The 23,490-nt window shown below is 69.5% G+C and carries 20 protein-coding genes, 1 pseudogene and 1 riboswitch; of the genes and pseudogenes, 16 read left to right on the top strand and 5 right to left on the bottom strand.

Annotated elements, in window-relative coordinates:
• Positions 1–214 precede the first annotated feature (214 nt).
• A complete protein-coding gene (locus tag Raf01_RS43500) occupies positions 215–1,621 on the top strand; it encodes a S8 family serine peptidase (protein ID WP_203924013.1) in 1,407 nt (468 codons plus the stop codon).
• Positions 1,618–2,424, top strand: a complete 807-nt coding sequence (locus Raf01_RS43495; RefSeq protein WP_203924012.1) for a hypothetical protein — start codon at positions 1,618–1,620, stop codon at positions 2,422–2,424. The genes Raf01_RS43500 and Raf01_RS43495 overlap by 4 nt, the downstream gene beginning before the upstream one ends.
• A gap of 118 nt (positions 2,425–2,542) precedes the next feature.
• Here Raf01_RS43495 and Raf01_RS43490 read toward each other — a convergent pair whose 3' ends face one another.
• Positions 2,543–4,375 (bottom strand): hypothetical protein, encoded by a 1,833-nt coding sequence (locus tag Raf01_RS43490; protein ID WP_203924011.1) that lies wholly within the window; start codon positions 4,373–4,375, stop codon positions 2,543–2,545.
• Between the two features lie 225 nt (positions 4,376–4,600).
• Between Raf01_RS43490 and Raf01_RS43485 the strand changes: the two genes are divergently transcribed.
• The gene (locus Raf01_RS43485) at positions 4,601–4,993 is read left to right on the top strand and encodes an MmcQ/YjbR family DNA-binding protein (RefSeq protein ID WP_203924010.1); all 393 of its coding nucleotides are present in this window, start codon (positions 4,601–4,603) and stop codon (positions 4,991–4,993) included.
• A gap of 239 nt (positions 4,994–5,232) precedes the next feature.
• On the opposite strand, the pseudogene Raf01_RS43480 reads toward Raf01_RS43485, so the two are convergent.
• Positions 5,233–7,266, bottom strand: a pseudogene (locus Raf01_RS43480) (acyl-CoA dehydrogenase family protein); the annotation flags it as partial.
• A gap of 148 nt (positions 7,267–7,414) precedes the next feature.
• A riboswitch (TPP riboswitch) is annotated at positions 7,415–7,525 on the top strand.
• A 65-nt stretch (positions 7,526–7,590) separates the two neighbouring features.
• Between Raf01_RS43480 and Raf01_RS43475 the strand changes: the two are divergent.
• The 5 genes from Raf01_RS43475 to Raf01_RS43455 all read left to right on the top strand — a co-directional run bounded on the left by Raf01_RS43475 (position 7,591) and on the right by Raf01_RS43455 (position 13,575).
• Positions 7,591–8,169: an ECF transporter S component gene (locus tag Raf01_RS43475; protein WP_203924009.1), complete on the top strand. Its 579-nt coding sequence runs from the start codon at positions 7,591–7,593 to the stop codon at positions 8,167–8,169.
• Entirely contained in the window at positions 8,166–9,695 is a 1,530-nt protein-coding gene (locus Raf01_RS43470; RefSeq protein WP_239134437.1) for an ABC transporter ATP-binding protein, read from the top strand. Before Raf01_RS43475 ends, Raf01_RS43470 begins: the two co-directional genes overlap by 4 nt.
• Positions 9,692–10,441, top strand: a complete 750-nt coding sequence (locus tag Raf01_RS43465; protein ID WP_203924008.1) for an energy-coupling factor transporter transmembrane component T family protein — start codon at positions 9,692–9,694, stop codon at positions 10,439–10,441. The genes Raf01_RS43470 and Raf01_RS43465 overlap by 4 nt, the downstream gene beginning before the upstream one ends.
• Before the next feature lie 135 nt (positions 10,442–10,576).
• Entirely contained in the window at positions 10,577–11,812 is a 1,236-nt protein-coding gene (locus tag Raf01_RS43460) for an LCP family protein (protein ID WP_239134436.1), read from the top strand.
• Positions 11,813–12,009: 197 nt separating this feature from the next.
• Positions 12,010–13,575: a PstS family phosphate ABC transporter substrate-binding protein gene (locus tag Raf01_RS43455; protein WP_203924007.1), complete on the top strand. Its 1,566-nt coding sequence runs from the start codon at positions 12,010–12,012 to the stop codon at positions 13,573–13,575.
• 19 nt (positions 13,576–13,594) lie between these two features.
• Here Raf01_RS43455 and Raf01_RS43450 read toward each other — a convergent pair whose 3' ends face one another.
• Positions 13,595–14,458, bottom strand: coding sequence for an ABC transporter permease (locus tag Raf01_RS43450; RefSeq protein WP_203924006.1), 864 nt, complete (start codon positions 14,456–14,458; stop codon positions 13,595–13,597).
• Positions 14,455–15,366 (bottom strand): ABC transporter ATP-binding protein, encoded by a 912-nt coding sequence (locus Raf01_RS43445; RefSeq protein ID WP_203924005.1) that lies wholly within the window; start codon positions 15,364–15,366, stop codon positions 14,455–14,457. The genes Raf01_RS43450 and Raf01_RS43445 overlap by 4 nt, the downstream gene beginning before the upstream one ends.
• A 132-nt stretch (positions 15,367–15,498) precedes the next feature.
• On the opposite strand from Raf01_RS43445, the gene Raf01_RS43440 reads away from it, so the two are divergent.
• The 7 genes from Raf01_RS43440 to Raf01_RS43410 all read left to right on the top strand — a co-directional run bounded on the left by Raf01_RS43440 (position 15,499) and on the right by Raf01_RS43410 (position 21,642).
• On the top strand, positions 15,499–16,668 hold the full coding sequence (locus Raf01_RS43440) for a sensor histidine kinase (protein WP_203924004.1): 1,170 nt from the start codon (positions 15,499–15,501) through the stop codon (positions 16,666–16,668).
• Positions 16,665–17,294: a response regulator gene (locus Raf01_RS43435; protein ID WP_203924003.1), complete on the top strand. Its 630-nt coding sequence runs from the start codon at positions 16,665–16,667 to the stop codon at positions 17,292–17,294. Before Raf01_RS43440 ends, Raf01_RS43435 begins: the two co-directional genes overlap by 4 nt.
• 109 nt (positions 17,295–17,403) lie before the next feature.
• Positions 17,404–17,775 (top strand): nuclear transport factor 2 family protein, encoded by a 372-nt coding sequence (locus Raf01_RS43430; RefSeq protein WP_203924002.1) that lies wholly within the window; start codon positions 17,404–17,406, stop codon positions 17,773–17,775.
• A 72-nt stretch (positions 17,776–17,847) separates the two neighbouring features.
• Positions 17,848–18,438, top strand: coding sequence for an SMI1/KNR4 family protein (locus tag Raf01_RS43425; protein ID WP_203924001.1), 591 nt, complete (start codon positions 17,848–17,850; stop codon positions 18,436–18,438).
• Positions 18,439–18,661: 223 nt separating this feature from the next.
• Positions 18,662–19,309: a TIGR03086 family metal-binding protein gene (locus Raf01_RS43420; protein ID WP_203924000.1), complete on the top strand. Its 648-nt coding sequence runs from the start codon at positions 18,662–18,664 to the stop codon at positions 19,307–19,309.
• Positions 19,310–19,356: 47 nt separating this feature from the next.
• Positions 19,357–20,382 carry a sigma-70 family RNA polymerase sigma factor gene (locus Raf01_RS43415; RefSeq protein ID WP_203923999.1) on the top strand — a complete coding sequence of 342 codons (1,026 nt, stop codon included), beginning with the start codon at positions 19,357–19,359 and terminating at the stop codon, positions 20,380–20,382.
• A gap of 93 nt (positions 20,383–20,475) precedes the next feature.
• A complete protein-coding gene (locus Raf01_RS43410) occupies positions 20,476–21,642 on the top strand; it encodes an aminoglycoside phosphotransferase family protein (protein WP_203923998.1) in 1,167 nt (388 codons plus the stop codon).
• A gap of 46 nt (positions 21,643–21,688) precedes the next feature.
• On the opposite strand, the gene Raf01_RS43405 is transcribed toward Raf01_RS43410, so the two are convergent.
• Entirely contained in the window at positions 21,689–22,360 is a 672-nt protein-coding gene (locus tag Raf01_RS43405) for a YwqG family protein (protein WP_203923997.1), read from the bottom strand.
• 204 nt (positions 22,361–22,564) lie between these two features.
• Here Raf01_RS43405 and Raf01_RS43400 point away from each other — a divergent pair.
• The coding region (locus tag Raf01_RS43400; protein ID WP_203923996.1) for a glycoside hydrolase family 25 protein at positions 22,565–23,490 on the top strand (926 nt) is incomplete at its 3' end.

The raw sequence follows: 23,490 nt of genomic DNA, 5'->3' as shown, positions 1-23,490 counted from the left end.
AGTCAGACGCCGGCCGGGGTGGTCCGCTATGTCGCCCGGAAAGTGACCCGCGACACAGCGCCGTTAACAATCCATTAGCAAACCGCTTGCCCCGGCGGCCGATGCTGCTGGGCAGGTATCCGCTGCCGACTCTCACCCCGCACCCGCCGGTGGCAGTGGGTCGGGCTGCCCCTCCTTCGGGCGGCCGATGATCACCACACTCCAGGGAGCACCATTGAGGTCGCAATACCGCCACGCCCGACGACGCACGGCAGGCTCGGGCAACTCGGCGGCCCATCCTCCGCGCCAGCGCTCCGCCATCGTCACCGCCGCGCTGCGCGGTGTCACCGCCGCACTGCGCGGTGTCGCGGCCGTGGTCGTCGTCGCGGCCACCACCGGGTTGGCGAGCGCCGGTCCGGCTTACGCCGGGCCGGCGGTGAAGCCCAATGCGCAGCAGTGGTGGCTGACCGACACCTGGCACGTCGACCGCGACGTCTGGCCGTTGTCACAGGGGCAGGGCGTGACCGTGGCGGTGATCGACACCGGTGTCGGCGGCGGCCACTATCTGCCGCCGGAGATGGAGGGTGACTTCATCCTGCCCGGTACGAACCTCAACGATGGGCAGTCCGGCAACTTCGACGACAACGGGCACGGTACCGAGATGGCCGAGCTCATCGCGGCGCGTGGCACCGGCGGGGGGTTCGCTGGCCTTGCCCCGAAGAGCACGATCCTCCCGGTCGCGGTGATCAGTGGCACTCAGGTCTCCGCCGGCATCCGCTGGTCCGTCGACCACAACGCCAAGGTGATCAGCATCTCGCTGGGTGGGCTCGCGATCGACGACGAGTGCTCGCCGGACATGCAGGGGGCTGTCGACTACGCCGTGGAGCACGACGTCATCATCGTCGCCTCGGCCGGCAACTCGGGCAACGGCGACAACGACACGGAGGCGCCGGGCGCGTGTCCCGGGGTCACCGCCGTCGGCGCGGTCGACCGGTCCGGCCAACCCTGGGAGAAGACGCAACGCAAGCCCTACGTCGCCGTGGCGGCTCCCGGCGTGGACCTGCCGGTGAAGAACAACTTCGACGAACTGCAGAGGACCTCGGGTACCAGTGACTCGACGGCGCTGGTGTCGGCCACCATGGCACTGGTACGGGCGAAGTACCCGAAGCTGTCCGCCCGTGAGGTGGTGCAGCGGGTTGTCGGTACCGCCCGGGACTCCGGCCCGAAGGGGCGCGACGACACGACCGGCTACGGAATCGTCGACCCGGCCCGCGCGCTGACCCAGACCGTACCGCCGGGCACCGCCAATCCCGCCTACGACCGCTACGACGCCATGAAGGCCGACGCGCGGCACGCGGTCGAGCGCCGTCACCGCAACAGCCTGCTACTCAAGCTGGGCGGGGCGGCGTGCGTCGGCCTGGTGGTGCTGGGGCTGGCGATGCTCGTGCTCTGGAGCGTGCGTCGCGACCGTCGGGCCAAGCGGATGCGTTCCGCCGGCGGCGGCGTGCCGCCCGCGTGGCCCGCCGCTCAGCCGGGCACCTTCCCGCCGCCTCAGTACCCCGCCGCGCCTCTACCCGGTGCGCCCCCGCCTCAATACCCCGCCGCACCGTCGTGGCACAACCCGAACCAGGAGCACCGGTGACCTCTCCCTATCCCCCAGGCCCGCCGCCCCAGCTCGGCTATCCGACCAATGTCCCGGGCCCGCCACCCCCACACCGGTCGTACACAAAGCTCATCGTCATCGGTATAGCCGCGGTCGTGGTGGTTCTGGTCGTGGTCGGGATCGGGGGTGCCACGCTTTACGCCAACCGCGACAAAGTTTTCGGTGGCAAGGCCCCCGGTCCGTTCCAGTCGGCTTCCTCGGGCAAGCCCATCTACCGCAAGCTGCCCGGCTGCGACGCGATGCCCACCGCCGCGCTCGCCAGGCTGGTGCCCGCGATGGACAACACGCTCAACGTCCGCAGGGAGCCCGAGAACGCCTCCGACGGACCCTACGGTGTCTGCCAGTGGGACAACCTGGAATCCGACAACAAGCCGCCGAACGAGGACCGGAGCGTAAAGGTCACGCTGCAGGGCTACGCGGACAATGTCACCCCAGGGATCGCGGCGGCGAAACAGAATCTGGCCGACGCCCGGGACACCGCGGACGATCTGACCGGGAAGACCGACGGCGACCACAAGTACGGTCGGGTACGGGAGCTTGCGGACCTCGGCCCCGGCGCGTTCGCCCAGGATTACACGGTCAACTCCCCCACCTGGCTCTACGGGGGAACCGACGTCTACCTCCAGGCCGACAACCTCGTGGTGACGCTGGAAGTCATCGGCGCGGACGGGCCCGACAGCAAGGAGAAGCCGATGGCGGCCGCACAGGCGGACGCGGGAGCATCCGGTGTCGCCAAAGACGTGATGGGCTGGCTGTCGTCCTGCGCCGACTGCGAGAGCTGAGGACGGCGCATGCGGGCGACGAGCTCGGATCCGACGACTGGCCGGCGCGCACCGTTACGGCGGCCGTGGATGTGCCGTCCCGGCCGGGCGGCGGATCACCGCCGCCCGGCCTCAGCCGCTATCCGACCGTGAAGAAGTAGTAATACGGGTCGGAGGCGGTGCCGTCGGCAGTCACCGTCCAGACGTCCAGCTCGTACCAGCCGGCCGCAGTGGGGGTCCAGTCGATGGTCGCAGTGCCGCCCTGCCCCACCGGCGCTGTCTGCGTCGTCGCCTCGGAGTCGAACGAATAGGCGAACTGCGTGCTGCCGGGCATCTTCGCTGTGAAGGTGAAGGACCCGCTGACGCCGGCCCCGCCCGCGTCGCCACTCTCCGGGTAGTCAGCCGAGCTGACCGTCGGCGTGGTGTCGAGATAGAAGAGGCTCTGGTTCGCCGGGGAGACCCAGCCGTTCGACCCCTTGCTGGTCACCGACAGCTGGGCGAACCCGGGCGTGGCAAACGTGATCTGGGTGCTAGCCGTACCGTCCGCTGCCGCGACGACGGTCTGGGGCTGGCCATCGTTGATCTGGTACGTGTAGCTGACGGGGAGATACCCTGGCCGGTCGGTGACGCCAGGGGCGAAGGTGACCGCGAACGGAGTGCCGAAGGCTGGCGTACCGGTGTAGCTGACGGTCGGCCACGTCGTCGAGACGTCGAATCGGTAATCCGTCGTGGGCGAACGCCAGCCGGCCCGGTCGATCGCCGTGACCTCCAGATTGTCGACGGAGGACTGTGGAGGCGCGGAGGAGACGGTTGCCGTGCCACCGAGCGCATCCGCCGCGACGTATCCGGGCGCATAGCCGTACCACTCGTAAGCGAAGCCGACCACGTCCGGATCGTTCGCGGTGAACACGAAGGTTCCCGGGATCCCCTGGCCCTCAGAGCCGATCCCGCTGGGATAGTCCGGTGAACTGACGCTCGGAGCGTGAGCGGGCGCGGTGGTGTCGAGCTGGAAATAGCACGGGTCCGACCAGGAGGAGGTCGCCGATCCGTCCGAGGCCCGGATCTGCCACGCATAGCTACCACCATCGACAAGTGCACCGTCCGGCACTCTCGTCTGTCCGACGGACCCGCTTGGCTCACCACTCATGACGAACGTGGTCCGGTTATCCGGTTGGTCGACCGGCCAGATCGCCAACTCCCCAGAGGGTTGGTCGCTCGAGTCCGGGTCGGAGAGCGTCGCGTAGAGCGTCGGATTGGTGGTGTTCAGGAACGGTCCCGGCGCCTGTGACGCGCAGTCGGTCACCGCGCCGCCGAAACCATTACCGTTCCGTAGCTTCGTTGGTGGGTTCGGGGCTTTGTTATAGCTGATATTCAAGAGCACCCTGTTGGCGAACCACCGGCCCAGCTTCGCATCGCCCTCGTGCTTCGCGGGCACGCGCAGCTCGAGCGTCAGCGTGGTCTCGCCGCTCGCCAACGCGTCACGCAGACCGGCTGTCGCATCCCATTCGAGGTAAGGCGACGGGCAGGTCGTTCCGGCGATGTACCCGACGGCGCCTAGCCTCTGCCTCTCCTTCGCCGGGTTCTTCCAAGTGGTGGCGGAGCTGACCGGGCCGGTTTCCCAAAGCTCGACCGCGCGATCCACGCAGTCATCGGCCCGGGTCTCGTCCGCGGAGAAGCCCGCCGTGGTGATCTGAGCTCCTCGTAAGCCGGAGATGTCGAAGGTGAAGTAGGCGCGGGCCTTGAACTGCCTGCCGTCTGCGCCGGTCACCGCACCGACGGGAACGTCACCAGCCTCGTTGAGGTGACTGGTCGTCTGAGTTGCCGAGTTGATGTACGCCCACGACGAATTGCGGGGCGTAACAATAGTTCCCGCGCTGGCCGGTGTCACTGTCACGACCGCGAGTACACCCGTCGCGGTCAGGCTTGCCAACCCGGCGGCGGCAAGCCTGACCAGCCGTCTGCCTCTGTCCATTTATGGCTTCCCTCCGCCCAGAAGAGGATCTTCATGGGCGCCTCATGATCGCAGAACGGGACGGCATCGTCTGTCCCATTTTCTAGACGCCCACGGCGTAGGTCGGGACAGGACCCGTGGCGCAGACGTCAACTACCGACCGTGGCTTCGCTCCTGCATCCAGCGGGCCCGGCGCACCGGGTTAACCTGTACACATGTGGAAGGCGGTGTTTGTGAGCGACCGAGATGGCTGACGCCAACGACGTCCGTCACCTCGCGCTCGCGATGCCCCACGTCGTCGAGATCGACAGCGACGGCTTCGACTTCCGGGTCGCCGACAAGGGATTCGTCTGGTCGTACCCTGAGCGCCAGCCGGGCAAGCCGCGCGTTCTCCGGACCGACATCGCGGTGCTGTACGTCGGCGACGAGGCGGAGAAACAGGCCCTGCTGCTGGGCGAGCCCGAGCTTTTCTTCACCACGCCCGCCTACGACGGGCTGCCCCTGGTCATGCTGCGGCTCGCCCGCGTGGATGTCGACCGGCTAAAGGAACTCGTCACGGACGCATGGCGGATGCGCGCTCCGGATGCGCTCGCCGACGACCTCGACGACGCGGGTTCGTCCAGCCCCGCTCTGGGCTGAGCGGAACGGCACTGAAGCGGGAAGCACGGCGGGGCGGCCGGTTGGCGGACCGGCCGGCCCCGCCGGCAGCCTCCTCGTCAGGTCTCGTCGGGCGTCCCCTCCGGCGCTTCCGTCGGCAAGGCGGTCGCCAGGCGTTCCACCGCGTCCGCCGCGGGTGATTCGCTCGCGGGTGACTCCGCCGTCGGTGGCTCAGGGGCCGGTGGCTGCGGTGCCGGTGTCCCGGACGCCGGTGAGCCGACCGGTGCCAGCCGGCGACGGACGTCCTCGACGGTCGAGGGGCCGGGGCTCCACGTGGAGACCCAGTCGCCCTCCCCCGGCGGTGGGAGCACGCCCTCCTCCAACCACGCGTACCGGCCGTCCACCACCCGCTTCGCGGCCGCCACGTCGACCGCGTCGGTGTTGTCCCACATGCTGCCGAACAGCGCGTCTACCCGCAGCCGGGCCTGCCGGCAGAACAGGTCGGCCAGTTCCCGCTCGGTTTCTCCTGCCGCGCGGGCCCGCACGCAGGCGGCCGACATCGCGAACAGCTCCGCGCCTACGTCTACCACCCGGCTCAGGAAGCCCTGCTTGCGCTCCAGCTTCCCCTGCCAGCGGGCCATCGCGTAGAACGTCTCGCGGGCGAGCTTGCGGGAAGCGCGCTCGACGAACCGGACGTGCGCCGCGAGCGCGCCGTATTCCGCGAAGGCGCCCGGCGCCTGACCCTTGCCGACCACCAGCGTCGGCAGCCAGCGGGCGTAGAAGCCACCGGCCCGGGCGCCGGCTCGCGCCTTCCGGCTGAGGGAGGCGTCCGGGTCGATGATGTCGCCGGCCACCGACAGGTGGGCGTCCACCGCCTCGCGCGCGATGAACAGGTGCATGATCTCGGTCGAGCCCTCGAAGATCCGGTTGATCCGCAGGTCGCGCAGGATCTGTTCGGCGTTGATCGCTCGCTCGCCGCGGGCGGCCAGCGAGTCGGCCGTTTCGTAGCCGCGTCCGCCCCGGATCTGGATCAGCTCGTCGGCCATCAGCCAGGCCATCTCCGACCCGTACAGCTTGACCAGCGCGGCCTCGATCCGGATGTCGTTCCGATCGTCGTCGGCGAGCATGCACGCGAGGTCGAGCATGGACTCCAACCCGTACGTGGTGGCCGCGATGAACGCGATCTTCTTGGCCACCGCCTCGTGCTTTGCCACCGGCAGGCCCCACTGCACCCGTTCGGCGGCCCACTGCCGGGCCACCGCGAGGCACCACTTGCCGGCCCCGACACACATCGCCGGCAGGGACAGCCGTCCTGTGTTGAGCGTGGTTAGCGCGATCTTCAGGCCGAGGCCCTCCCGGCCGATCACGTTTTCCGCCGGTACGAACACGTCGTGGAACCGGGTGACGCTGTTTTCCAGGCCGCGCAGGCCCATGAAGGCGTTGCGCCGTTCGATGGTCACGCCGGGCGAGTCGGCCTCCACCACGAATGCGGTGATCCCGCCGCGGTGTCCCTCAGATTTCGGTATCTGCGCCATCACCACGAGCAGCGTCGCCAGGGTGCCGTTGGTCGCCCACAGCTTGACGCCGTTGAGCTTGTAGCCACCCTCGACCGGGGTGGCGGTGGTGGACAGCCGGGCCGGATCGGAGCCGACGTCCGGCTCGGTGAGCAGGAACGCGGACACCTCACCGCCGGCCAGGCGCGGCAGGAACCGCTTCTTCTGCTCGTCGCTGCCGAACAGCTTCAGCGGCTGCGGCACACCGATGGACTGGTGTGCGGACAACAGGGCGCTGATCGACGGGTTCGCCGAACCGACCATGGCCAGCGCCCGGCAGTAGTCGAGGTTGGACAGGCCGAGACCACCATGCTTCTCATCGATTTTCATGCCGAACGCGCCCAGCTCGGCGAGCCCGCGGATCACCTCGTCGGGGATGCGCGCGTCGCGCTCGATCTGCGCGCCGTCGATGCCGGCGGCGAACTCGCGCAGCCGCTCGTGGAACCCGGCGGCCTTGGCGGCCCGGTCGGGATCGGGCGACGGCCACGGGTCGATCAGGTCCATCCGGAGGCGGCCGAGATACAGCTCCTTGCCGAAGCTGGGCTTGCGCCACTCCGCCTCACGGGCCGCCTCGGCGACCTGCCGGGCCTGCTTCTCGTCGACGCTGGCCGAGCCGGTCGGAGTCTGCCCCGCAGACTCGCCGCTTGGCGGCGTCTGGGTCGTGCTGTCACTGGAAGTCGTCGAGTTATCGCTGGAAGTCGCACCGGCCGGGGTCTCGCCGTCCGGGCCGAGGTCCGCCGGCCGCTGATCCATCGTCGTCATGGCCACCCCCAGGGGTTGGGTAGGGCTCTGTGTGACCCACGTTACTCGCGGGTACTACTCATTGGTAGGTCCATACCCGGTGCTACCGTCAACCACACAACTGAATCCGCGAAGACACCGGGCGGGCGCAGACGCGCCGGACCGGGCCTTCGTCCGACAGGGGAGCGCACAGCGCTGAGAGTGTGGCCGCGGTTTCGGCCACAGACCCTCGAACCTGATCTGGGTAATGCCAGCGCAGGGAGTTCGGTCTCGACCTCCAGCTGCGCCATGTCCGTGAGGACATGGCGTGCGTCTTCTCCTGGTACGCCTACCGGGAGGAATGAAATGGACAACCGTCGCTGGCGGACCGTCGACATCGTCGTGGCCGCCGTGATCGCGGTCGCGTTCGGCGTCGTCTTCTACGCCTGGGACCAGCTCTGGAACGGACTGGAAAACGCGTTCCCCGGCTTCCCGCCGTTGCGCGCGGTGCTCAACGGCGTCTGGTTCCTGCCCGCCGTCGTCGGTCCGCTAGTCATCCGCAAGCCGGGTGCCGGCCTGTTCACCGAGGCAGTCGCATCCACCATCGAGGCGCTGCTCGGCGCGAAGTGGGGCCTGGCCACCATCCTGTACGGGCTGATGCAGGGCTTCGGCGGCGAGATCCCGTTCGCGGCCACCGGGTACCGCACCAGCAAGCTGCCCACCGCGCTGGTCGGCGGTCTGCTCGCCGGCGCCGCGGCCGGGCTGCTGGACGTCGTGCTGTACTACCCGACCTGGTCGGGCGCCTGGCAGATCGGGCAGGTCGCGGTGTCCGCTGCCAGCGGCATGGTCATCACCGGCCTGGGCGGCTGGGCGCTGACCCGTGGACTGGCTCAGACCGGGGTACTGGACCGGTTCCCGGCCGGACGCGAACGGGCCGCCGTTTGAGCGACACGAACGCCACCCGCACGGACGGCATCCGGCTCACCGGGTTCGGCTGGCGGCACGCCGGCCGCAAAGCCTGGGCGGTACGCGGGGTGGACCTGCGCATCGAGCGCGGCGAACGGGTACTCCTGCTCGGCCCGTCCGGGGCCGGCAAGAGCACGCTGCTCGCCGCGCTCGCCGGGCTGCTGCCCGAGGACTCCGGCGAGCGGGAGGGCGAACTCGACCTCGGCGGGCTGCGGCCGGGCATCGTCTTCCAGGATCCGCAGACCCAGTTGGTGATGTCCCGGGCCGGCGACGACGTCGCGTTCGGGCTGGAGAATCACGGGGTACCGGTCGCCGAGATCTGGCCGCGGGTGGATGAGGCGCTTGCCGTGGTCGGCTTTCGGTACGGCCGGGACCGGTCCACGGCGGCGCTGTCCGGCGGCGAGGCTCAGCGGCTCGCGCTGGCCGGAGCGCTCGCGCTGCGGCCGTCGCTGCTGCTGCTGGACGAGCCGACCGCGAACCTGGATCCGGCCGGTGCCGCACTGGTGCGTAAGGCCATCGAGCAGATCCTGGCCGCCGGGGACACCACCCTGATCCTGGTCGAGCACCGGGTGGCCGAGGTGCTGCCGCTGGTCGACCGGGTGGTCGTCCTGGAGCCCGGCGGCGGGGTCGCGGCCGACGGGCCGCCCGAGGTGGTGTTCGCGACGCACGGCGCGTGGCTGGTCGAGCAGGGCGTCTGGGTACCGGGCCACCCGGTCACCCCGTCGAGTGCGGCCAGCCGCGGCGGTCCGCTGCTGCTGCGCGCCGATCGAGTCGCCGTACCCGGCCGTCTGTCTACTATGGACATCTCGGTATCGGCCGGTGAGGCGCTGGCCGTCATAGGCCCGAACGGCGCCGGCAAGTCCACTCTCGCCCTGCTGCTGGGCGGCCTGCTCACGCCGGGTGCCGGCGCGGTTACGGCGACCGGGGAGTTGGCCGGCACGCTCGCTGCCCGGCCGCCGCACCGGTGGCGTGCCGCCGCCCTGGCCCGCCGGATCGGTTCGGTGTTCCAGAATCCGGAGCACCAGTTCGTCACCTCCCGGGTGCGCGACGAGTTGGCACTCGGCCCCCGGCGCACCGGGGCCGGGGAGGCTTCGGTGAGGTCCACAGTGGACGATCTGCTGGTACGGCTTCGCCTGGACAAGCTGGCGGCGGCCAACCCGTACACGCTGTCCGGCGGCGAGGCCCGCCGCCTGTCGGTGGCCACCGCACTGGCCACCGCGCCCCGGCTGCTGGTCCTCGACGAGCCGACATTCGGTCAGGACCGGCGCACCTGGGTCGAACTGGTGGACCTGCTGGCGAAGCTGCGCGACGACGGCCGCGGCGTGGTCGCGGTCACCCACGACACCGACTTCGCCGCCGCGCTGGCCGACCGTACCGTCGCGTTGCCCGATCCGGCGCATCACCCGGCGGGCAACCCGTTGGGCCCGGTCGACCCGGTGGGTGACGCCGTGGACCCGACCGATCCGGCCGGCGCGGCGGCAGGACAGCCGGGTGGGCGACCGTGAGCGCCGTGACCGGACTCGCCGACCGGCGCGCCGTGCTGTCCCGCCGCAACCCGCTGGCGAAGCTCGCCGCGGCCGCGCTGCTCGGCTTCGGCCTGCTGTTCTCGCTCGACCCGCTGACTCCGGCGCTCGCCCTCGCCGTCGACCTCGCCGCCGCGCCGCTGTTCGGGATAGCCCCACAGCGGCTGAGCCGCCGGTACTGGCCACTGCTGGTCAGCGCCGCCGGTGTCGCGGCCGGCCAACTGCTGTTCACCCCCGCCGGGGTGGTGGACGCGCTCGGGTTGGGCCTGCGGGTACTGGCCGTGGCGCTGCCCGGCGTCATCGCGTTCGCCAGTACCGACCCGACCGACCTGGCCGACGCCCTGGTACAGAACGCGAAAGCACCGGCCCGGTTCGCGATCGGTGCTCTCGCCGCGTTCCGGCTCATGCCGCTTCTCGGTGACGAGTGGCGACTGCTGCGCCAGGCGCGGCGGGCCCGGGGCGTGGACGCCGGCTGGAATCCGCTGGCACACGTCCGGCTCGCCGGCTCGCTGGCGTTCGGGCTCCTGGTGGGCGCGATCCGGCGCGGTATCCGGCTGGCTACCGCAATGGACGCGCGAGGGTTCGACTCCGGCCACCTCCGTACCGCCGCACGCCCCAGCCACTTCACGCGGGCCGACGCCGCGCTGATCGCCGGTGCCGCCCTCGCGGTCGCGGCGATCGTGGCGATCAGCGTCGCGGCGGGCGCGTACCACCCGGTCTTCAGCTGAGCGATCGCATGTCCGCTCCGAGACGCCGGACCGGCTCTTCCGTGGGTCCTATCGTGAGACCGGCTCGCACCTGAGGCCCAAAAACCGTAAAGTGCACATCTGTTCTTCCGAGCGTCTCCCGGACAGGAGCCGGTAGTGCAGTATGCCTCGAGAACGGTGCAGGAGAGGTCCGGCGAGCGCTTCGCGGCGGACCAGCGCGGCGGCCCATCGCGGCCGACGAGGACGAAACGGCGCGGCAAGCGCAAGAGCCCACTCTGGGCACGGTTGCTCGTCATCTTCGGAGCGGTGCTGATGGTGGGCAGCACTGCGACCATCGTGGGCATGCGGGTGCTGGTCGCCGCCGCGACCAGCAGTGTGACGCAGCAGGATCTGCTCGGTTCGGGAGGCACGCACGGGAAGCACGCGAGCATCAACGGGGCGAAGAACATTCTGCTTGTTGGCGTGGATACTCGCGTGGGCAACTCGGCGATGGGCTCGCGCTCGGACTCCATCATCATCCTGCACGTCCCGGCGGGCCACGACCAGGGCGACCTCGTCTCGATCCCGCGCGACACCTGGGTCAGCATTCCTGCCTATGACAATGGCAAACAGAAATACGCCGGCGGCCACGACAAGATCAATGCAGCGTTCGAGTTTGGCAGCAGGGGCCTCACCGGGCCGGCGGCCGGTAAGCACGGCTTCGAGTTGCTGGAGAAGACGATCCAGGGGTTGCCCGGCATGTCCGGACTCACCTTCGACGCGGGCGCGATCGTGGACTTCAGCGGCTTTACGGATGTCGTCAACGCGCTGGGCGGCGTCACGCTGTGCGTAGACGAGAAGACCACTTCGATCCACGTCGGTTTCACCAAGAGCGGTAGGGAAGCCGAGCCCTACTATTTCAAGGACGGCGTGCCCACCAGCAGGGTTCCCGGCGTGACGCCGGTCGTCTACAACCCCGGCTGCCAGTACATGGTGGGCTGGAGAGCGCTGGACTATGTGCGCCAACGCGACAAGCTGGCCAACGGAGACGGGGATTACGGTCGCCAACGCCACCAGCAGCAGTTCGTCAAGGCACTCGCGAGCAAAATCATGAGCGGCGAGACGCTGACCAACTATTCCAAGCTGACCAAGGTGCTCAATACCGTCGGCAAGGCCATGACCATCGACCCGGGCAACTTCTCGATCGAGGATTGGATCTTCGCGATGAAGGGCATCGGCGGCAACGGATTGATCACCATCAAGACCAACGACGGCAACTACTCCACCGATTACGTCAACGGTCAAAGTATCCAGACCCTCAACCCCACCAGCATGCAGTTGCTGGAGAGCGTCAAGGACGACACGGTGGACTCGTTCATCGCGGCCCACACGGACTGGGTGGCGAAGAGCTGAGCGGCGCTGGGATGGCGCGGAGCCCACACTGGCAACGACGACCACATCCTCGGCGGGCGATCCATCACACGGCTACAAGGATTTTCCAGAAATGACAACCCGGCCGGTGCCGTTGTTCATTTTTGGCAATCGTGAGAGTGGACGTCGCCCGATAGCCTCGGTGGCGACTGCTGGCACCTTCTCAGGCGGGGGGACCCGTGGCTGCCGCCCTTGGCGACCTGTTCAGCGAGCTCGGTCAGTCGCTGCTCTCCAGTGCCGGTCTGGTGTTCCTGGTCCTCGGCGTCGTCGTACCCGCCGCGGTGAACGTCTACATCCGTCGCCGGGAGAAGCGCCGGGTACGCAAGAAGTTGCTCTACAACGTGCTGCTCAACTCCCGGCTCGGGCTCGACCCGCCGGACGCCGGTGACGTCGTCCGGCTCAACGATCGCAACGACGACCCCATCGAGCAGCCGTCCCTCGCGGTCGTGCGCATCACCAACGACAGCGAATCGGACATCGCCGAAGACGACTACCGCGCGGACACCCGGGTCCAGTTCGACGACGGCGCGGTGCGTACCGTCGACGTCACCGACGCTCATCCCTCCGAACTCAGCGAGCTGATTTCCGAGGGCATCAAAATCGAGGACAACGCGGTCATCCTGCCGCGCAAGCACCTCAACGCCGGCGAACGATTCAAGCTGCTCATCCTGCTCTCCGGCGGGGGCGGCCGGCCCGACGATGTGAAGGTGACCGGCCTGATCCGCGGCGGCGACGTGGTGGACGCCCGACGTCCGAGGAGCCCGGCCGCGCGCCGGTGGCGGGTCGCCACCGTGGTCATCGCCTCGCTGTCGCTCGGCGCCCTCCTCGCCGCCGGGCTGCTGTACTACGCCGGTCCCCGGCCAGGGCAGTTCCCGCCGCACTGCAGCAAGGGCTCGCTGGTCGTCGGTGGCTCCAGCGCGTTCGCCACCGCCACCGCTCAGGTTGCCGGCTCCTACTCCAGCTACTGCACCCGCGCCGCGGTGCAGGTGATGCCCAGCAACAGCCAACAGGGCATGGACGACCTGCAGGCCAGCATCGCCGGCAACCACAAGCAGCAAAGAGTCGCCATGTCCGACGGTCGCGCCGACCCCTCGGTCACCGCGGGCACCGCCGAGCATGCGGTCGCCATCGTGCCGTACGCGATAGTCCTGAACCCGAAGGTGTTCGCGGGCGCAACCGGCCCGGTGAACCTGAGCACGGCACAGGTGCGCGAGATTTTCGGGGGTACCCAGAAAACCTGGCGCGACATCGACCCACGGTTCGCGCCGCTGCCCGTCAAGATTGTCGCGCGGGGGCAGTCGGGCAGCCGGATCGCCTTCGAGCGCTACGTGCTCGGCAACGGTGTGCAGCAGTCCTCCCAGGGGCAGCGCACGTCGACCAACTGCGTGGACCAGGACTACGTGGGCAACAACCAGACCTTCCTGTGCGAGGAGAGTTCGACCGGGGCGGTCATCGACCGGGTGAGGCAGCTCGACGGCGCGGTCGGCTACGCCGACGCTCCCGACGTGACGGCGGCCGGCGCCAGCCTGCTCACCGTGGCGCTGGACGGTCACGGCGACGGGCTGCCGGACATCGTCGGTGGGTACCCGTTCTGGACGGTCGAGCACGCATACTTCCGGGCCAACGGGGACGAGCTGGCGGCGAACTTCGTGGACTACCTCACCAGCCCGGCGCAGGAGTCGGCGCTACAGACCGGGGGCTACCCGCCCTGCAGCGCCAACCGGAAACTCTGCGCCACCCGCTGAGGGCGCTGCTGGCAACCGCCTACACGTCACGCCGGGCGGGTACCACGACGGTGACAATCACCGAGACCACCGCCCAAGCCGCGTACACGATCCACGCGTGCGCCATGGACATGCCGATCGGGCCGGGCCCGGTCTGGTCGCCGATCGCGGGCAGCCGAGCCCATGCGGTGATCGGCATCGCCTCGTCGATGGTCGCGGACAGCCTGCGCTGGTCGAGCAGGAGCGCCGGCACCACCACGTTCAGCACGATCAGCAGAACCATCGTCGTCGCCGGATGCCGCACCACCGCGCCGATGGCCATACCGATCAGCGCGGCGATCGGGGCGAGCAGAGCGGCGGCCACCGTCACCCGCAGCGCTCCCGGGTACCCGATAGACAGGCCCGCGTGCCGCAGCGACAGGATCGCCTCGTCGGCCCAGAACGAGACGCCGACGATCAGCGCGCCGAAGACGACGAACACTCCGGTCGCCAGGACCACCTTGGCCGCCATCACCGAGCGGCGCGCCGGAACGGCCGCGAACGTCGTGCGGATCAGCCGGGTGCCGTACTCGTTGACGACCAGGTTCGCGCCGATCGCCCCGGCCGCGATGACCAGCAGGAACGCTGACCCGTCGTTGAAGGCGTCGCCCAGCGCCCAGTACGGGACGAACACGGCCTTGATTTTGGCGCTGTAGTCCGGGTAGTTGCTGTAGTCGCCCCACGCGCTGAGCAGGTTCTCCCCGAGGACCACGAACGCCGCGGCCAGAAACGACCACTTGGTGGAGCGCAGCGACCAGAGTTTGATCCATTCGGCGGCGACCAGGTCGCGGAAACGCACGCGCGGCGTGCGGGTCGCGGCGGGCCGCTCGACCGGGGTCAGGGTGGGTGCGGTGGTCGTGGTCATCGGGGGTCTCCGGCAAGGTATTCGACGCTGTCGGCGGTGAGGTCCATGAATGCCTCCTCCAGCGAGGTGGCGTGAGTGGTCAGTTCATGCAGCTGTACCCGGTGGGTGAAGGCCAGCTCGCCGACGCGCGCCGCGGCCAGGTCGGCGACCTCCAGGGTCTGCACCCCGGTCGACTGCACCCGCACGCCCTGCTCGCGCAGGATCTCGGCGAACCGCACGGCGTCCGGGGTGGCCACCGACACCGTCGGCCGGACGCTGCGGGCGGCGAAGTCGGACAGGCTCTCGTCGGCGATCAGCCGGCCCCTGCCGATCACCACCAGATGGTCGGCGGTGTGCTGCATCTCGCTCATCAGGTGGCTGGAGACGAACACCGTGCGCCCCTCGGCGGCCAGTTGGCGGAACAGGCCGCGTACCCAGCGCACCCCCTCCGGGTCCAGGCCGTTGAACGGCTCGTCGAACAGCAGCACCTGCGGGTCGCCGAGCAGCGCGGCGGCGATACCCAGCCGCTGCTTCATGCCGAGCGAGAAGCCGCCGATGCGCCGGTTCGCCGCGTCGGCCAGGCCCACCTGGGCCAACACCTCGGCCACCCGGGCCCGTGGGATGTCATTGCTGCGCGCCAGCGCCCGCAGGTGCCCCGACGCGCTGCGGCCGCCGTGCACCTCGGACGCGTCCAGCAGCGCGCCGACGTACCAGAGGCCACGCGGGTTGCTAGCGTGCGGGCGGCCCTGCACAGTCACCGAGCCGCCGGTCGGCCGGTTCAGGCCGATGATCATGCGGAGGGTGGTGGACTTGCCGGCACCGTTCGGGCCGAGGAACCCGGTGACGTGGCCCGGCCGTACGGTGACGGTCAGCCCGTCGACGGCGGTCTTCCCGCCGTACCGTTTGGTCAGCTCTTGAATCTCGATCACCCGAACGACGATTCCCGACACGGGGCCGCGTCGCGTCCGGCCGCGGGCCACAAGTGCCCGGCGGCCGGTAGCCCCGGGGCGTACGCCTGCGGCCCAATGCCCTGACCAGGGCCGCTGGCTACGATCGGTGACATGTCAGCCGCACCGATATCCCTGCGCGGCGGCGCTCCCAGGTCCGCCCGCCGGGGCCTCGCCTGGGCGGGAGCCGTGGGTTACCCGGTCTTGCTGATCCTGGGGGCGCTCGCCCCCAGCAATCACCAGGAGCCCGCCGCGATCCTGATCCTGGCCGCGCTGAGCTTCCTGCCCTACCCGCTGCTGCGCCGGCATCCGATCCCGGCGTTCGTCCTCATGCTCCTCGGCTGGTCGACCGTCATACCCATGCGACCACACTTCGCCGGGCCCTTGGGGATCCTGGGCATCGTGGTGGTGGACTGCTCGGTCGGACGCGTCGCCGCCTCCGCGCGCCGGGCGGTGTCGGTGGCCATCGCCGCACTGGCCACGATCGTGGAGCTCCTGCTCACCTCGTTCTACGTGTCCGGACCGGGGCCGGTGAACCTGATCGCGCCGATCGTGCTCGCGATCGGCGTCTGCTGGCTGATCGGCGATTTGTGGCGGGTAGGGCGGGAGCGCGCCGAGGACATCCGGGTGCGGGCGACCGCGAAGGCGGTCACCGACGAGCGGCTGCGCATCGCCCGCGAACTGCACGATCTCGTGGCGCACAGCATCGGGGTCATCGCCATCCAGGCCGGCGTCGGCGCCCGGGTCATCGACACCCAACCGGCCGAGGCCCGCAACGCGCTGGCCACCATCGAGGCGACCAGCCGGGAGACGCTGGCCGGGCTGCGGCGAACGCTGACCGCGCTGCGCCGGGCCGAACACGAGAGCGCTCCGCTTGAGGCGACCACCGGACTGGGCGACCTCGATCGCCTGGTCGCGACCACGGCCGCAGCCGGCGTCCGGGTGGACGTACGGTGGCTGGGCGACCGGCGGCCGCTGCCGCCGGAGGTCGACCTGGCCGCGTACCGGATCGTCCAGGAGTCGCTGACCAACGTGGTACGGCACGCCGGCACCGACCACTGCCAGGTCCTCGTCGAATACGCGCCGGCCGAGATCCGGATCGAGGTCACCGACGACGGCCGGGGCGGCCCGGTGAGCGGTGCCGGGTACGGGCTGGCCGGCATGCGCGAACGCGCCGACCTGCTCGACGGCGAACTCAGCTTCGGACCGCGGGCGGAAGGCGGGTTCCAGGTGTCTGTGCGGCTGCCGCTGCCCGAGCCGCTGTCTCCGGAGCCGGGCCGATGAGCATCCGGGTCGTACTGGCCGACGACCAGCCCCTCGTCCGGGCCGGGCTGCGCGTGCTCATCAACGACACCCCGGACATCGAGGTGGTGGGTGAGGCGGGTACCGGCGCCGAAGCGATCCGGATGGCGGAGACACTGCGACCCGACGTGGTGGTGATGGACATCCGGATGCCGGGCATGGACGGCATCGAGGCGACCCGCCGCATCACCGGCCCCGCTGTGCTCATCCTGACCACGTTCGACGACGACGAGTACGTCTACGGCGCGCTGCGCGCGGGCGCGAGCGGGTTCCTCATCAAGGACATGGCGCTGGAGGACATCCTCGGCGGGATCCGGGTGGTCGCGGGCGGCGACTCGCTCATCGCGCCCAGCGTGACCCGGCGGCTGATCGCCGAGTTCGCCGCCCGTCCCACGCGGGCGGCGAGCCGCCCGCTGGCCGGCGTGACGGACCGGGAACGCGAGGTCCTGACGCTGGTCGGCCGCGGACTGTCGAACTCGGAGATCGCCGGCGAGCTGTTCATCACGGTCGCCACGGCGAAGGCGCATGTGGCGCGGTTGCTGACGAAGCTGGACGCGCGCGACCGGGTGCAGCTGGTCATCATCGCGTACGAGAGCGGCCTGGTCTGACTTCACGGGACCGGGTTGGTCGTGGCAGTCACAGACAGCTTCCAGGGATCAATCGCGCGAGGGCTGAGACGCTTGCCCTGACACCAGTGGCAACGTCTACCATCCGTGCGTGCAGAACGAGGATGGAGCGGAGGCCGTCGACGCGGCGTTCTTCGCCGCGCTGGTGGCCGGCGACGTGGCTGCGCTGCGCGCGCTGCTGACCGAGGACTTCTTGATCGTGGACGTGATGAGCGGCGCGGTCACCGGCCGGAACGGCTTCCTGGCCGCGCTGGACGGAGGCGAGCTGACGTTCACCGCCGTCGAGCCGGCCGAGGTGGTGATCCGGGAGTACGGCGGCACCGCGGTGGTGGTCGGCCGGACCGCGATGCGTGGCAGCTTCCAGGGCGCCGAGTTCGCGGCCGCCAGCCGCTACACGCACGTATACGTGGACGACGGCGGCTGGCGGCTGGCCAGCGCGCAGGGCACCCCGATCAGCGCCTGAGCGCCTGGCACCCTTCGACCGGCGGGTGGTGACCGCTCCGCGCCGGGAACCCCGGTTGGCATGATGACGATCATGTCTTGGATCCAGCGGATCATCGAAGTGACCGGCGCGAGGCCGGAGCGGCGTGACATCGACTGGGCGCCGGTCGAGGCGGAACTGGGTACGACGCTGCCAGCCGACTACCGCGAACTGTGCTCGCTGCTCGGCGGCGGTTACTACTCGGGATTCCTGCGACTCCTGCAGCCGCGACGTGAGGCTGCGGCGACGGACGGCCTGCTCTATTCCTTCCGGTCGAACCGGCGCCATCCGGAGTATGCGGGGCTGTACGCCCCCTACGACCTGTACGGCGGTCCCGGCCGGGCGGGTCTGCTCCACTGGGGTTCCGATCAGACCGAGGGCGACTATTACTGGCTCGCTGACGCGCGGGTCGATCCGGCGGCGTGGCCGGTGGTCGCTCGCAAGGACGGCATCGAACCGTGGAACCGATATGACCTGAGCATGTCGGAGTTCGTCTACCACATGCTCACAGATCATGACTTCGAGCCGTTCACGGTCGCCGCCACCACAGCGAGGCCGTTCATGCTGCCCGAGGGTGTGCAGATCAGCACGGCGGAGGAATGGAACGCATGGGCGAACCGTACTGACGGCGGTCCCATCGCATGACCATGTCGATTCGCCCCGCGAGGCTCCCTGATCGCGCTACGTCTTCCTCGTCAGCGGGTAAGCCGGGCGAACCGCGGGTGGCCCCCGCCTCGGTGGGGGCCACCCGCTCACGCATAGCAGCTGGCCACGCACCAGGGTCTCCGCTGTGCCCACGCCACCGCCAGAGCCGCCTCCAGGTCCGCGATTCCTTTCCCCGCGCCAGCCGGTCTACCTAATTGAGGCCATGACCGTCGGCCCAGCCGAACACGGCCCAACTCAAAAGGCCGCCACGAGAGGATCGCATAAGTTGGACAGCAAGCACGTTGTCGTACCCATCCGGCGGCTGAATCGCGCGTTTGCCAGCACTCGAGCCGTGCTCGCGACAGTCGGGCCAGACCAACTCGACGCGCCGACGCCGTGCGCATCGTGGGACGTACACGCCCTGATCAACCACTTCATTGACTCAGCCCGATGGGCCGGCGCCGCCCTCGGCGTCGGCGACCAGGCAGTCGACGCCGACGCCGACGCCGCGGAGCAGGATTTCCTCGCCCGTTACGACGAGAGCATCGCGCTTACACTTGCCGCGTTCGAGGCCGAGGGCGCTCTCGAGAAGACCGTCCAGTTGCCATTCGGCGAGTTCACCGGCGTAGCCCTGATGGGCATGGCCACCACAGACCAGTTCACCCACGGGTGGGACCTCGCCCGTGCCATCGGGCACCACACCGACCTGGATCCCGAACTCGCCGATGAACTGCTCGCCCAGGCCAGAGAGACGATCGTCGACGGGTATCGCGGACGGGACGGGGTGGCCCTCTTCGGGCCGATGGTCGAGGCTCCTCCTGACGCATGTCCGGCTGATCGCCTGGCTGCTTTCCTCGGGCGCTCGATCTGACCGGTGTGTAGATTCGACGGTGCGAGAGACCTGACCAGGGAAGCGTAGTGGCAGACAGCGAAACCTTCGTCGAGGACACCGAGCCGTACCGGCGGGAGCTGCTCGCGCATTGTTACCGCATGCTCGGTTCGGTCGACGATGCCGAGGACCTGGTGCAGGAGACGTACCTGCGGGCCTGGCGTTCCTACGACAAATTCGAGCGCCGGTCGTCCGTGCGTACCTGGCTCTACCAGATCGCGACCAACGCCTGCCTTACCGCGCTCGAACATCACAGTCGGCGCGTGCTGCCGTCCGGCCTCGGCGGTCCGGAATTGGATCCCGAGGCCGGACCGGTCCCGGCCGGGCCAGGTGTCAGCTGGCTGCAGCCGATTCCCGACGCGCTCGTGAGTCGCGACTCGGCCGATCCGGCGACCGTCGCCGTCGCGAGCGAGAGCTTGCGGCTCGCTCTCATCGCCAGCCTGCAGTACCTGCCCGGCGCGCAGCGGGCCGTCCTCATGCTGCGAGACGTGCTGGCCTTTCCCGCCGCCGAAGTCGCTGCCATGCTCGGCACCACCACCGCTTCAGTCAAGAGCGGGCTGCAGCGTGCCCGCGTCCGGCTGCAGGAGCTGGCGCCGACGGCCGATGACATCACACAACCGACCTCGCCGGAGGCACGCAAGCTGCTCGACCAGTACATCGCGGCTTTCCAGAATGCTGATGCGAGCGCTCTGGAGCGGCTGCTGTGCCAAGAGGCCACCCTGGAAGCAACGCCGTTTCGGACTTGGTTCGCCGGCCTCAAGACCTGCGTTCCGTACCTGCACACGTGGGTGCTGGGATCGCCCGGCGACTGGCGGATGCTACCCACCAGCGCCAACGGGCAGCCCGCCGCAGCCATCTACACGCGTGACCGGCAAGGCACCTATCAGCCTTACGGACTGGTCGTGCTCACCGTCACCAGCCGGGGCATCGGGCAGATCGTCTCGTTTCACGACCCCTGCCTGGTCGCCAGATTCGGCTTTCCGCCGACCTGGGCCGCTCCGGCCGACGAACGCGATACAGCCGCTGTGGGACAACCTCATCGATTTGACGGGTGACGCGCGGGCGAAGCGCCCGACCCGCTGGTCGGGTACCCATCGCATCGGCGTAATTCGGTCGGAATCCCGCCGACGGGTGGTCACACTGGCGGGATGGGACGCGTGGTGACTGCCCTGGTGACGTACGACGACGCGTGCGTCGGGACGGTCGGGCCGTTTCACGTCGACATCCCGTGGTGGGCCGAGGTCGAGCCGGTCGTGACGCACCTGGAAGAGACGCTGGGCGTGCCGGTCGTCGTTCTCCGGCTGCTGTCCGTGGAAGGATCCGATGGGGGACGCGACGGCCAGGTCACCTACCACGTGGAGGCGCTCCAACCGCCAGGCGACCTGACCGCCTGCGATTTCGTCGTCGACGACCACCCGCTGCGGTTGCCCTGGGCGCGTGTGTCCGGCATCCGAGAACTGTTCCGGTGGGCGTCCCAGTACGTCGACCTCGTCGGGCGGCCGGTACAGCGCAAGACCTGGAACCTCGCGGGGCTGTTCCGCTTGCCCACCGCCGACGGACCGGTCTGGCTCAAGGCCATCCCGCCTTTCGCCGCCGCCGAGCCGGTCGCGATCGCCGCGATCGCCGAGGTCGACCCGGGCCTGGTGCCGAACATTCTGGCCAGCGCTCCAGGGCGCCTGCTGCTGCCCGACGTCCCCGGCACAGACTGCTGGGACGCGTCCCCGCAAGTCGTCGCCGACGCCGTGCGCCGCCTGGCCATTGCCCAGGCCCGTATCGATGAGCCGCCACAGGGCATCCCGGACCGGCGCCCGCAGCTGTTGACCGCCGCCGTCCGCGACCTACTCGATGGCCCGGTCGGTGCCGAACTGGGTCCCGAGGAACTGCGTGCCGCGAGAGACCTGCAGCGGCGGTGGGAGATGCTGGCCGACTGCGGCCTGCCCGACACCGTCGTGCACGGCGACTTCCACCCCGGCAACTGGCGCTGCGGCAACGGCTCACCGGTGATTCTCGACTTCGCCGACGCACACCTGGGCAACCCGGTGCTCGACGGGCTGCGCGCTATCGACTACCTGCCGGCAGATCGACGCCGGGCGGCGGCCAACGCCTGGATCGAAGCCTGGCGGGCCGAGGCGCCCCGGTCACGTCCGGCCGAGGCACTGGAGATCGCCGAACCGTTGGCCCAGTTCGCGTACGCGGTGCGATACCAGGAGTTCCTCGACAACATCGAACCCAGCGAACGCGTCTACCACCTCGGCGATCCAGCAGTCGTGATCCGCCACGCGCTCAACAGCACCCGTACCCGCGACGGGGATTGAGGCGGCGGCATAACGTGTCCCCGCGCTACCGCGACGCACCGCCGCCCTACGAGTCCTGCACCAGTAGGCGCCCCTCCGTGCCATCGGTGGACAGGAACGCGAACGCCACCGGCGCGCTGCCCAGATTCAGGTAGAACGGGGTCCAATTCGTGGCCAGGCGCAGCAATGGCCGCCACGGTCCACCCTCGGGCCAGTCGGCCTCGTCGGTCAGGAAGACCGTCCCGGCGACCTTGTCGTAGTCGACCGCCTCGAAGTACCGGTCGCGGTCGTCGTCCGGCAGGGCCAGGTATGCCTCGGTGGACAGCGGTTCGGGATCCTCGCCCCGCACCAGGTCCACTGTGTACTCCGCCGGGGAGCCGTCCTTGTGATACAGGGTCGGACCGCTCACCAGCGGACTCGTCGGCCCGGCAAACCGCCCGGGCTGGACGACTACCGCGTTCTCCCCGCCGTCGGCAAAGATGACGTCCGGATCGAACTCGTCCACGTCGCGCCCATGCTCGCCGTGGGTGACAAACAGGTAGGCAAGCCGTCCCTCACCGGTGGCGAACTCGGGATCCAGCGCGATCTGCCCGACGAACCGCATCGGGGTACCCCAGGCGGCGCTGAGCGGCCACTGTGGATCGCCCAGCCAGGTCGGCTGACCGCCGAACTTGGTGACCGGCGCGGTCACGGGCTCATCGGCTCGGTGGTACGTCGCGATCCGCCACACGGCAACCATGGCGCCGACCGTAGCAGAGGTCCCAGCCGGAGTCGCTCAGATCGCAGGGGCGTTCCCATCGTCGCCGCATGACGGCCACTTGCACGTATATCAGACGCATAGCGCGCGTATAACCGGTATTCCCCAGGCTGGGAGGCGATCCCGGCCGGTCCCCGCCACAGGCCGATCCGGCCCGACCACTCGTGCTATGGAAAGGGAACGGAATTGAGCAAACCAGCTCCGCGAAGCCTCATCGTCGTGACCCTCGCCGCCGTCCTGGCCGCCCTCGGCGCACCCGCGGCGAACGCCGCGACACCCACGCCCGACCGGCAAGACCCCGGTGTGTCGGCGTACACGCAGAACGCCGCGCCCGCGGGCGATCCCGCCTCGCTCGCTGCCGGCGATCCCCCCTACTGCTCCGTGCACGTCTGCACCTACCCCGCCAGCTACCCGATCAGCGGTGTCGACACCTCGCATTACCAGCACCAGAGCGGCTCGACGACGATCGACTGGTCAGCGGTGCACGCCGATGGCATCAAGTGGGCGGAAATCAAGGCGACCCAGGGCACAACCGTGGATGATGCGTACTTCCTCTCCGACATGGCCGCCGCGCGCGCCGCCGGCGTCGACGAGATGCCCTACCACTTCTGGGACCACTCGTCGGGCAGTGGCGCCCAACAGGCCGCCCACTTCATCGGTGTGGTGCGAGGCTCGGGGTACACCGGACACCGGCCAGGCGACCTGCCACCGATGCTTGACCTGGAAGGGTGCTCGACACAGACGACACTGAGCAACGTCCAGAGCTTCCTCGACGCGGTCCAGTCGGCGTTCGGGCGAACCCCGGTCGTCTACACCAGCGCCGGCGAATATTCGCGCTGTCTCTCCGTCGGCGGTCTGGGCGCCTATCCGCTCGTGGTGGCGCACTACGGCGCGAGTACGCCGCGACTGCCCACCGGCTGGTCGAGCTGGATCATGTGGCAATGGAGTGACTACTGGACCGTCAACGGCATCACCGGCCATGTCGACGGCGACGTCTTCAACGGTACCCAGTCGGACCTCGACAAGCTCGCCGGTCGCCACGGCGCGGACGTGGACGGCAACGGGTACGACGACATCGTCGCGGTCTACAACACCGGCGAACTGATGTGGTA

Origin of the sequence: Rugosimonospora africana (assembly GCF_016862975.1) — a bacterium.
In the GTDB taxonomy this organism is placed as follows: domain Bacteria; phylum Actinomycetota; class Actinomycetes; order Mycobacteriales; family Micromonosporaceae; genus Rugosimonospora; species Rugosimonospora africana.
This window is presented reverse-complemented; position numbering and strand designations above follow the sequence as displayed.

Excerpts from the sequence above, each read along its gene's own strand:
- Raf01_RS43410 (WP_203923998.1), top strand. The coding sequence starts at position 20,476 with ATGGGACGCGTGGTGACTGCCCTGGTGACGTACGACGACGCGTGCGTC.
- Raf01_RS43485 (WP_203924010.1), top strand. The coding sequence starts at position 4,601 with ATGGCTGACGCCAACGACGTCCGTCACCTCGCGCTCGCGATGCCCCAC.
- Raf01_RS43435 (WP_203924003.1), top strand. The coding sequence starts at position 16,665 with ATGAGCATCCGGGTCGTACTGGCCGACGACCAGCCCCTCGTCCGGGCC.
- Raf01_RS43490 (WP_203924011.1), bottom strand. The coding sequence starts at position 4,375 with ATGGACAGAGGCAGACGGCTGGTCAGGCTTGCCGCCGCCGGGTTGGCA.
- Raf01_RS43450 (WP_203924006.1), bottom strand. The coding sequence starts at position 14,458 with ATGACCACGACCACCGCACCCACCCTGACCCCGGTCGAGCGGCCCGCC.
- Raf01_RS43425 (WP_203924001.1), top strand. The coding sequence starts at position 17,848 with ATGTCTTGGATCCAGCGGATCATCGAAGTGACCGGCGCGAGGCCGGAG.
- Raf01_RS43475 (WP_203924009.1), top strand. The coding sequence starts at position 7,591 with ATGGACAACCGTCGCTGGCGGACCGTCGACATCGTCGTGGCCGCCGTG.
- Raf01_RS43420 (WP_203924000.1), top strand. The coding sequence starts at position 18,662 with ATGACCGTCGGCCCAGCCGAACACGGCCCAACTCAAAAGGCCGCCACG.
- Raf01_RS43405 (WP_203923997.1), bottom strand. The coding sequence starts at position 22,360 with ATGGTTGCCGTGTGGCGGATCGCGACGTACCACCGAGCCGATGAGCCC.
- Raf01_RS43440 (WP_203924004.1), top strand. The coding sequence starts at position 15,499 with ATGTCAGCCGCACCGATATCCCTGCGCGGCGGCGCTCCCAGGTCCGCC.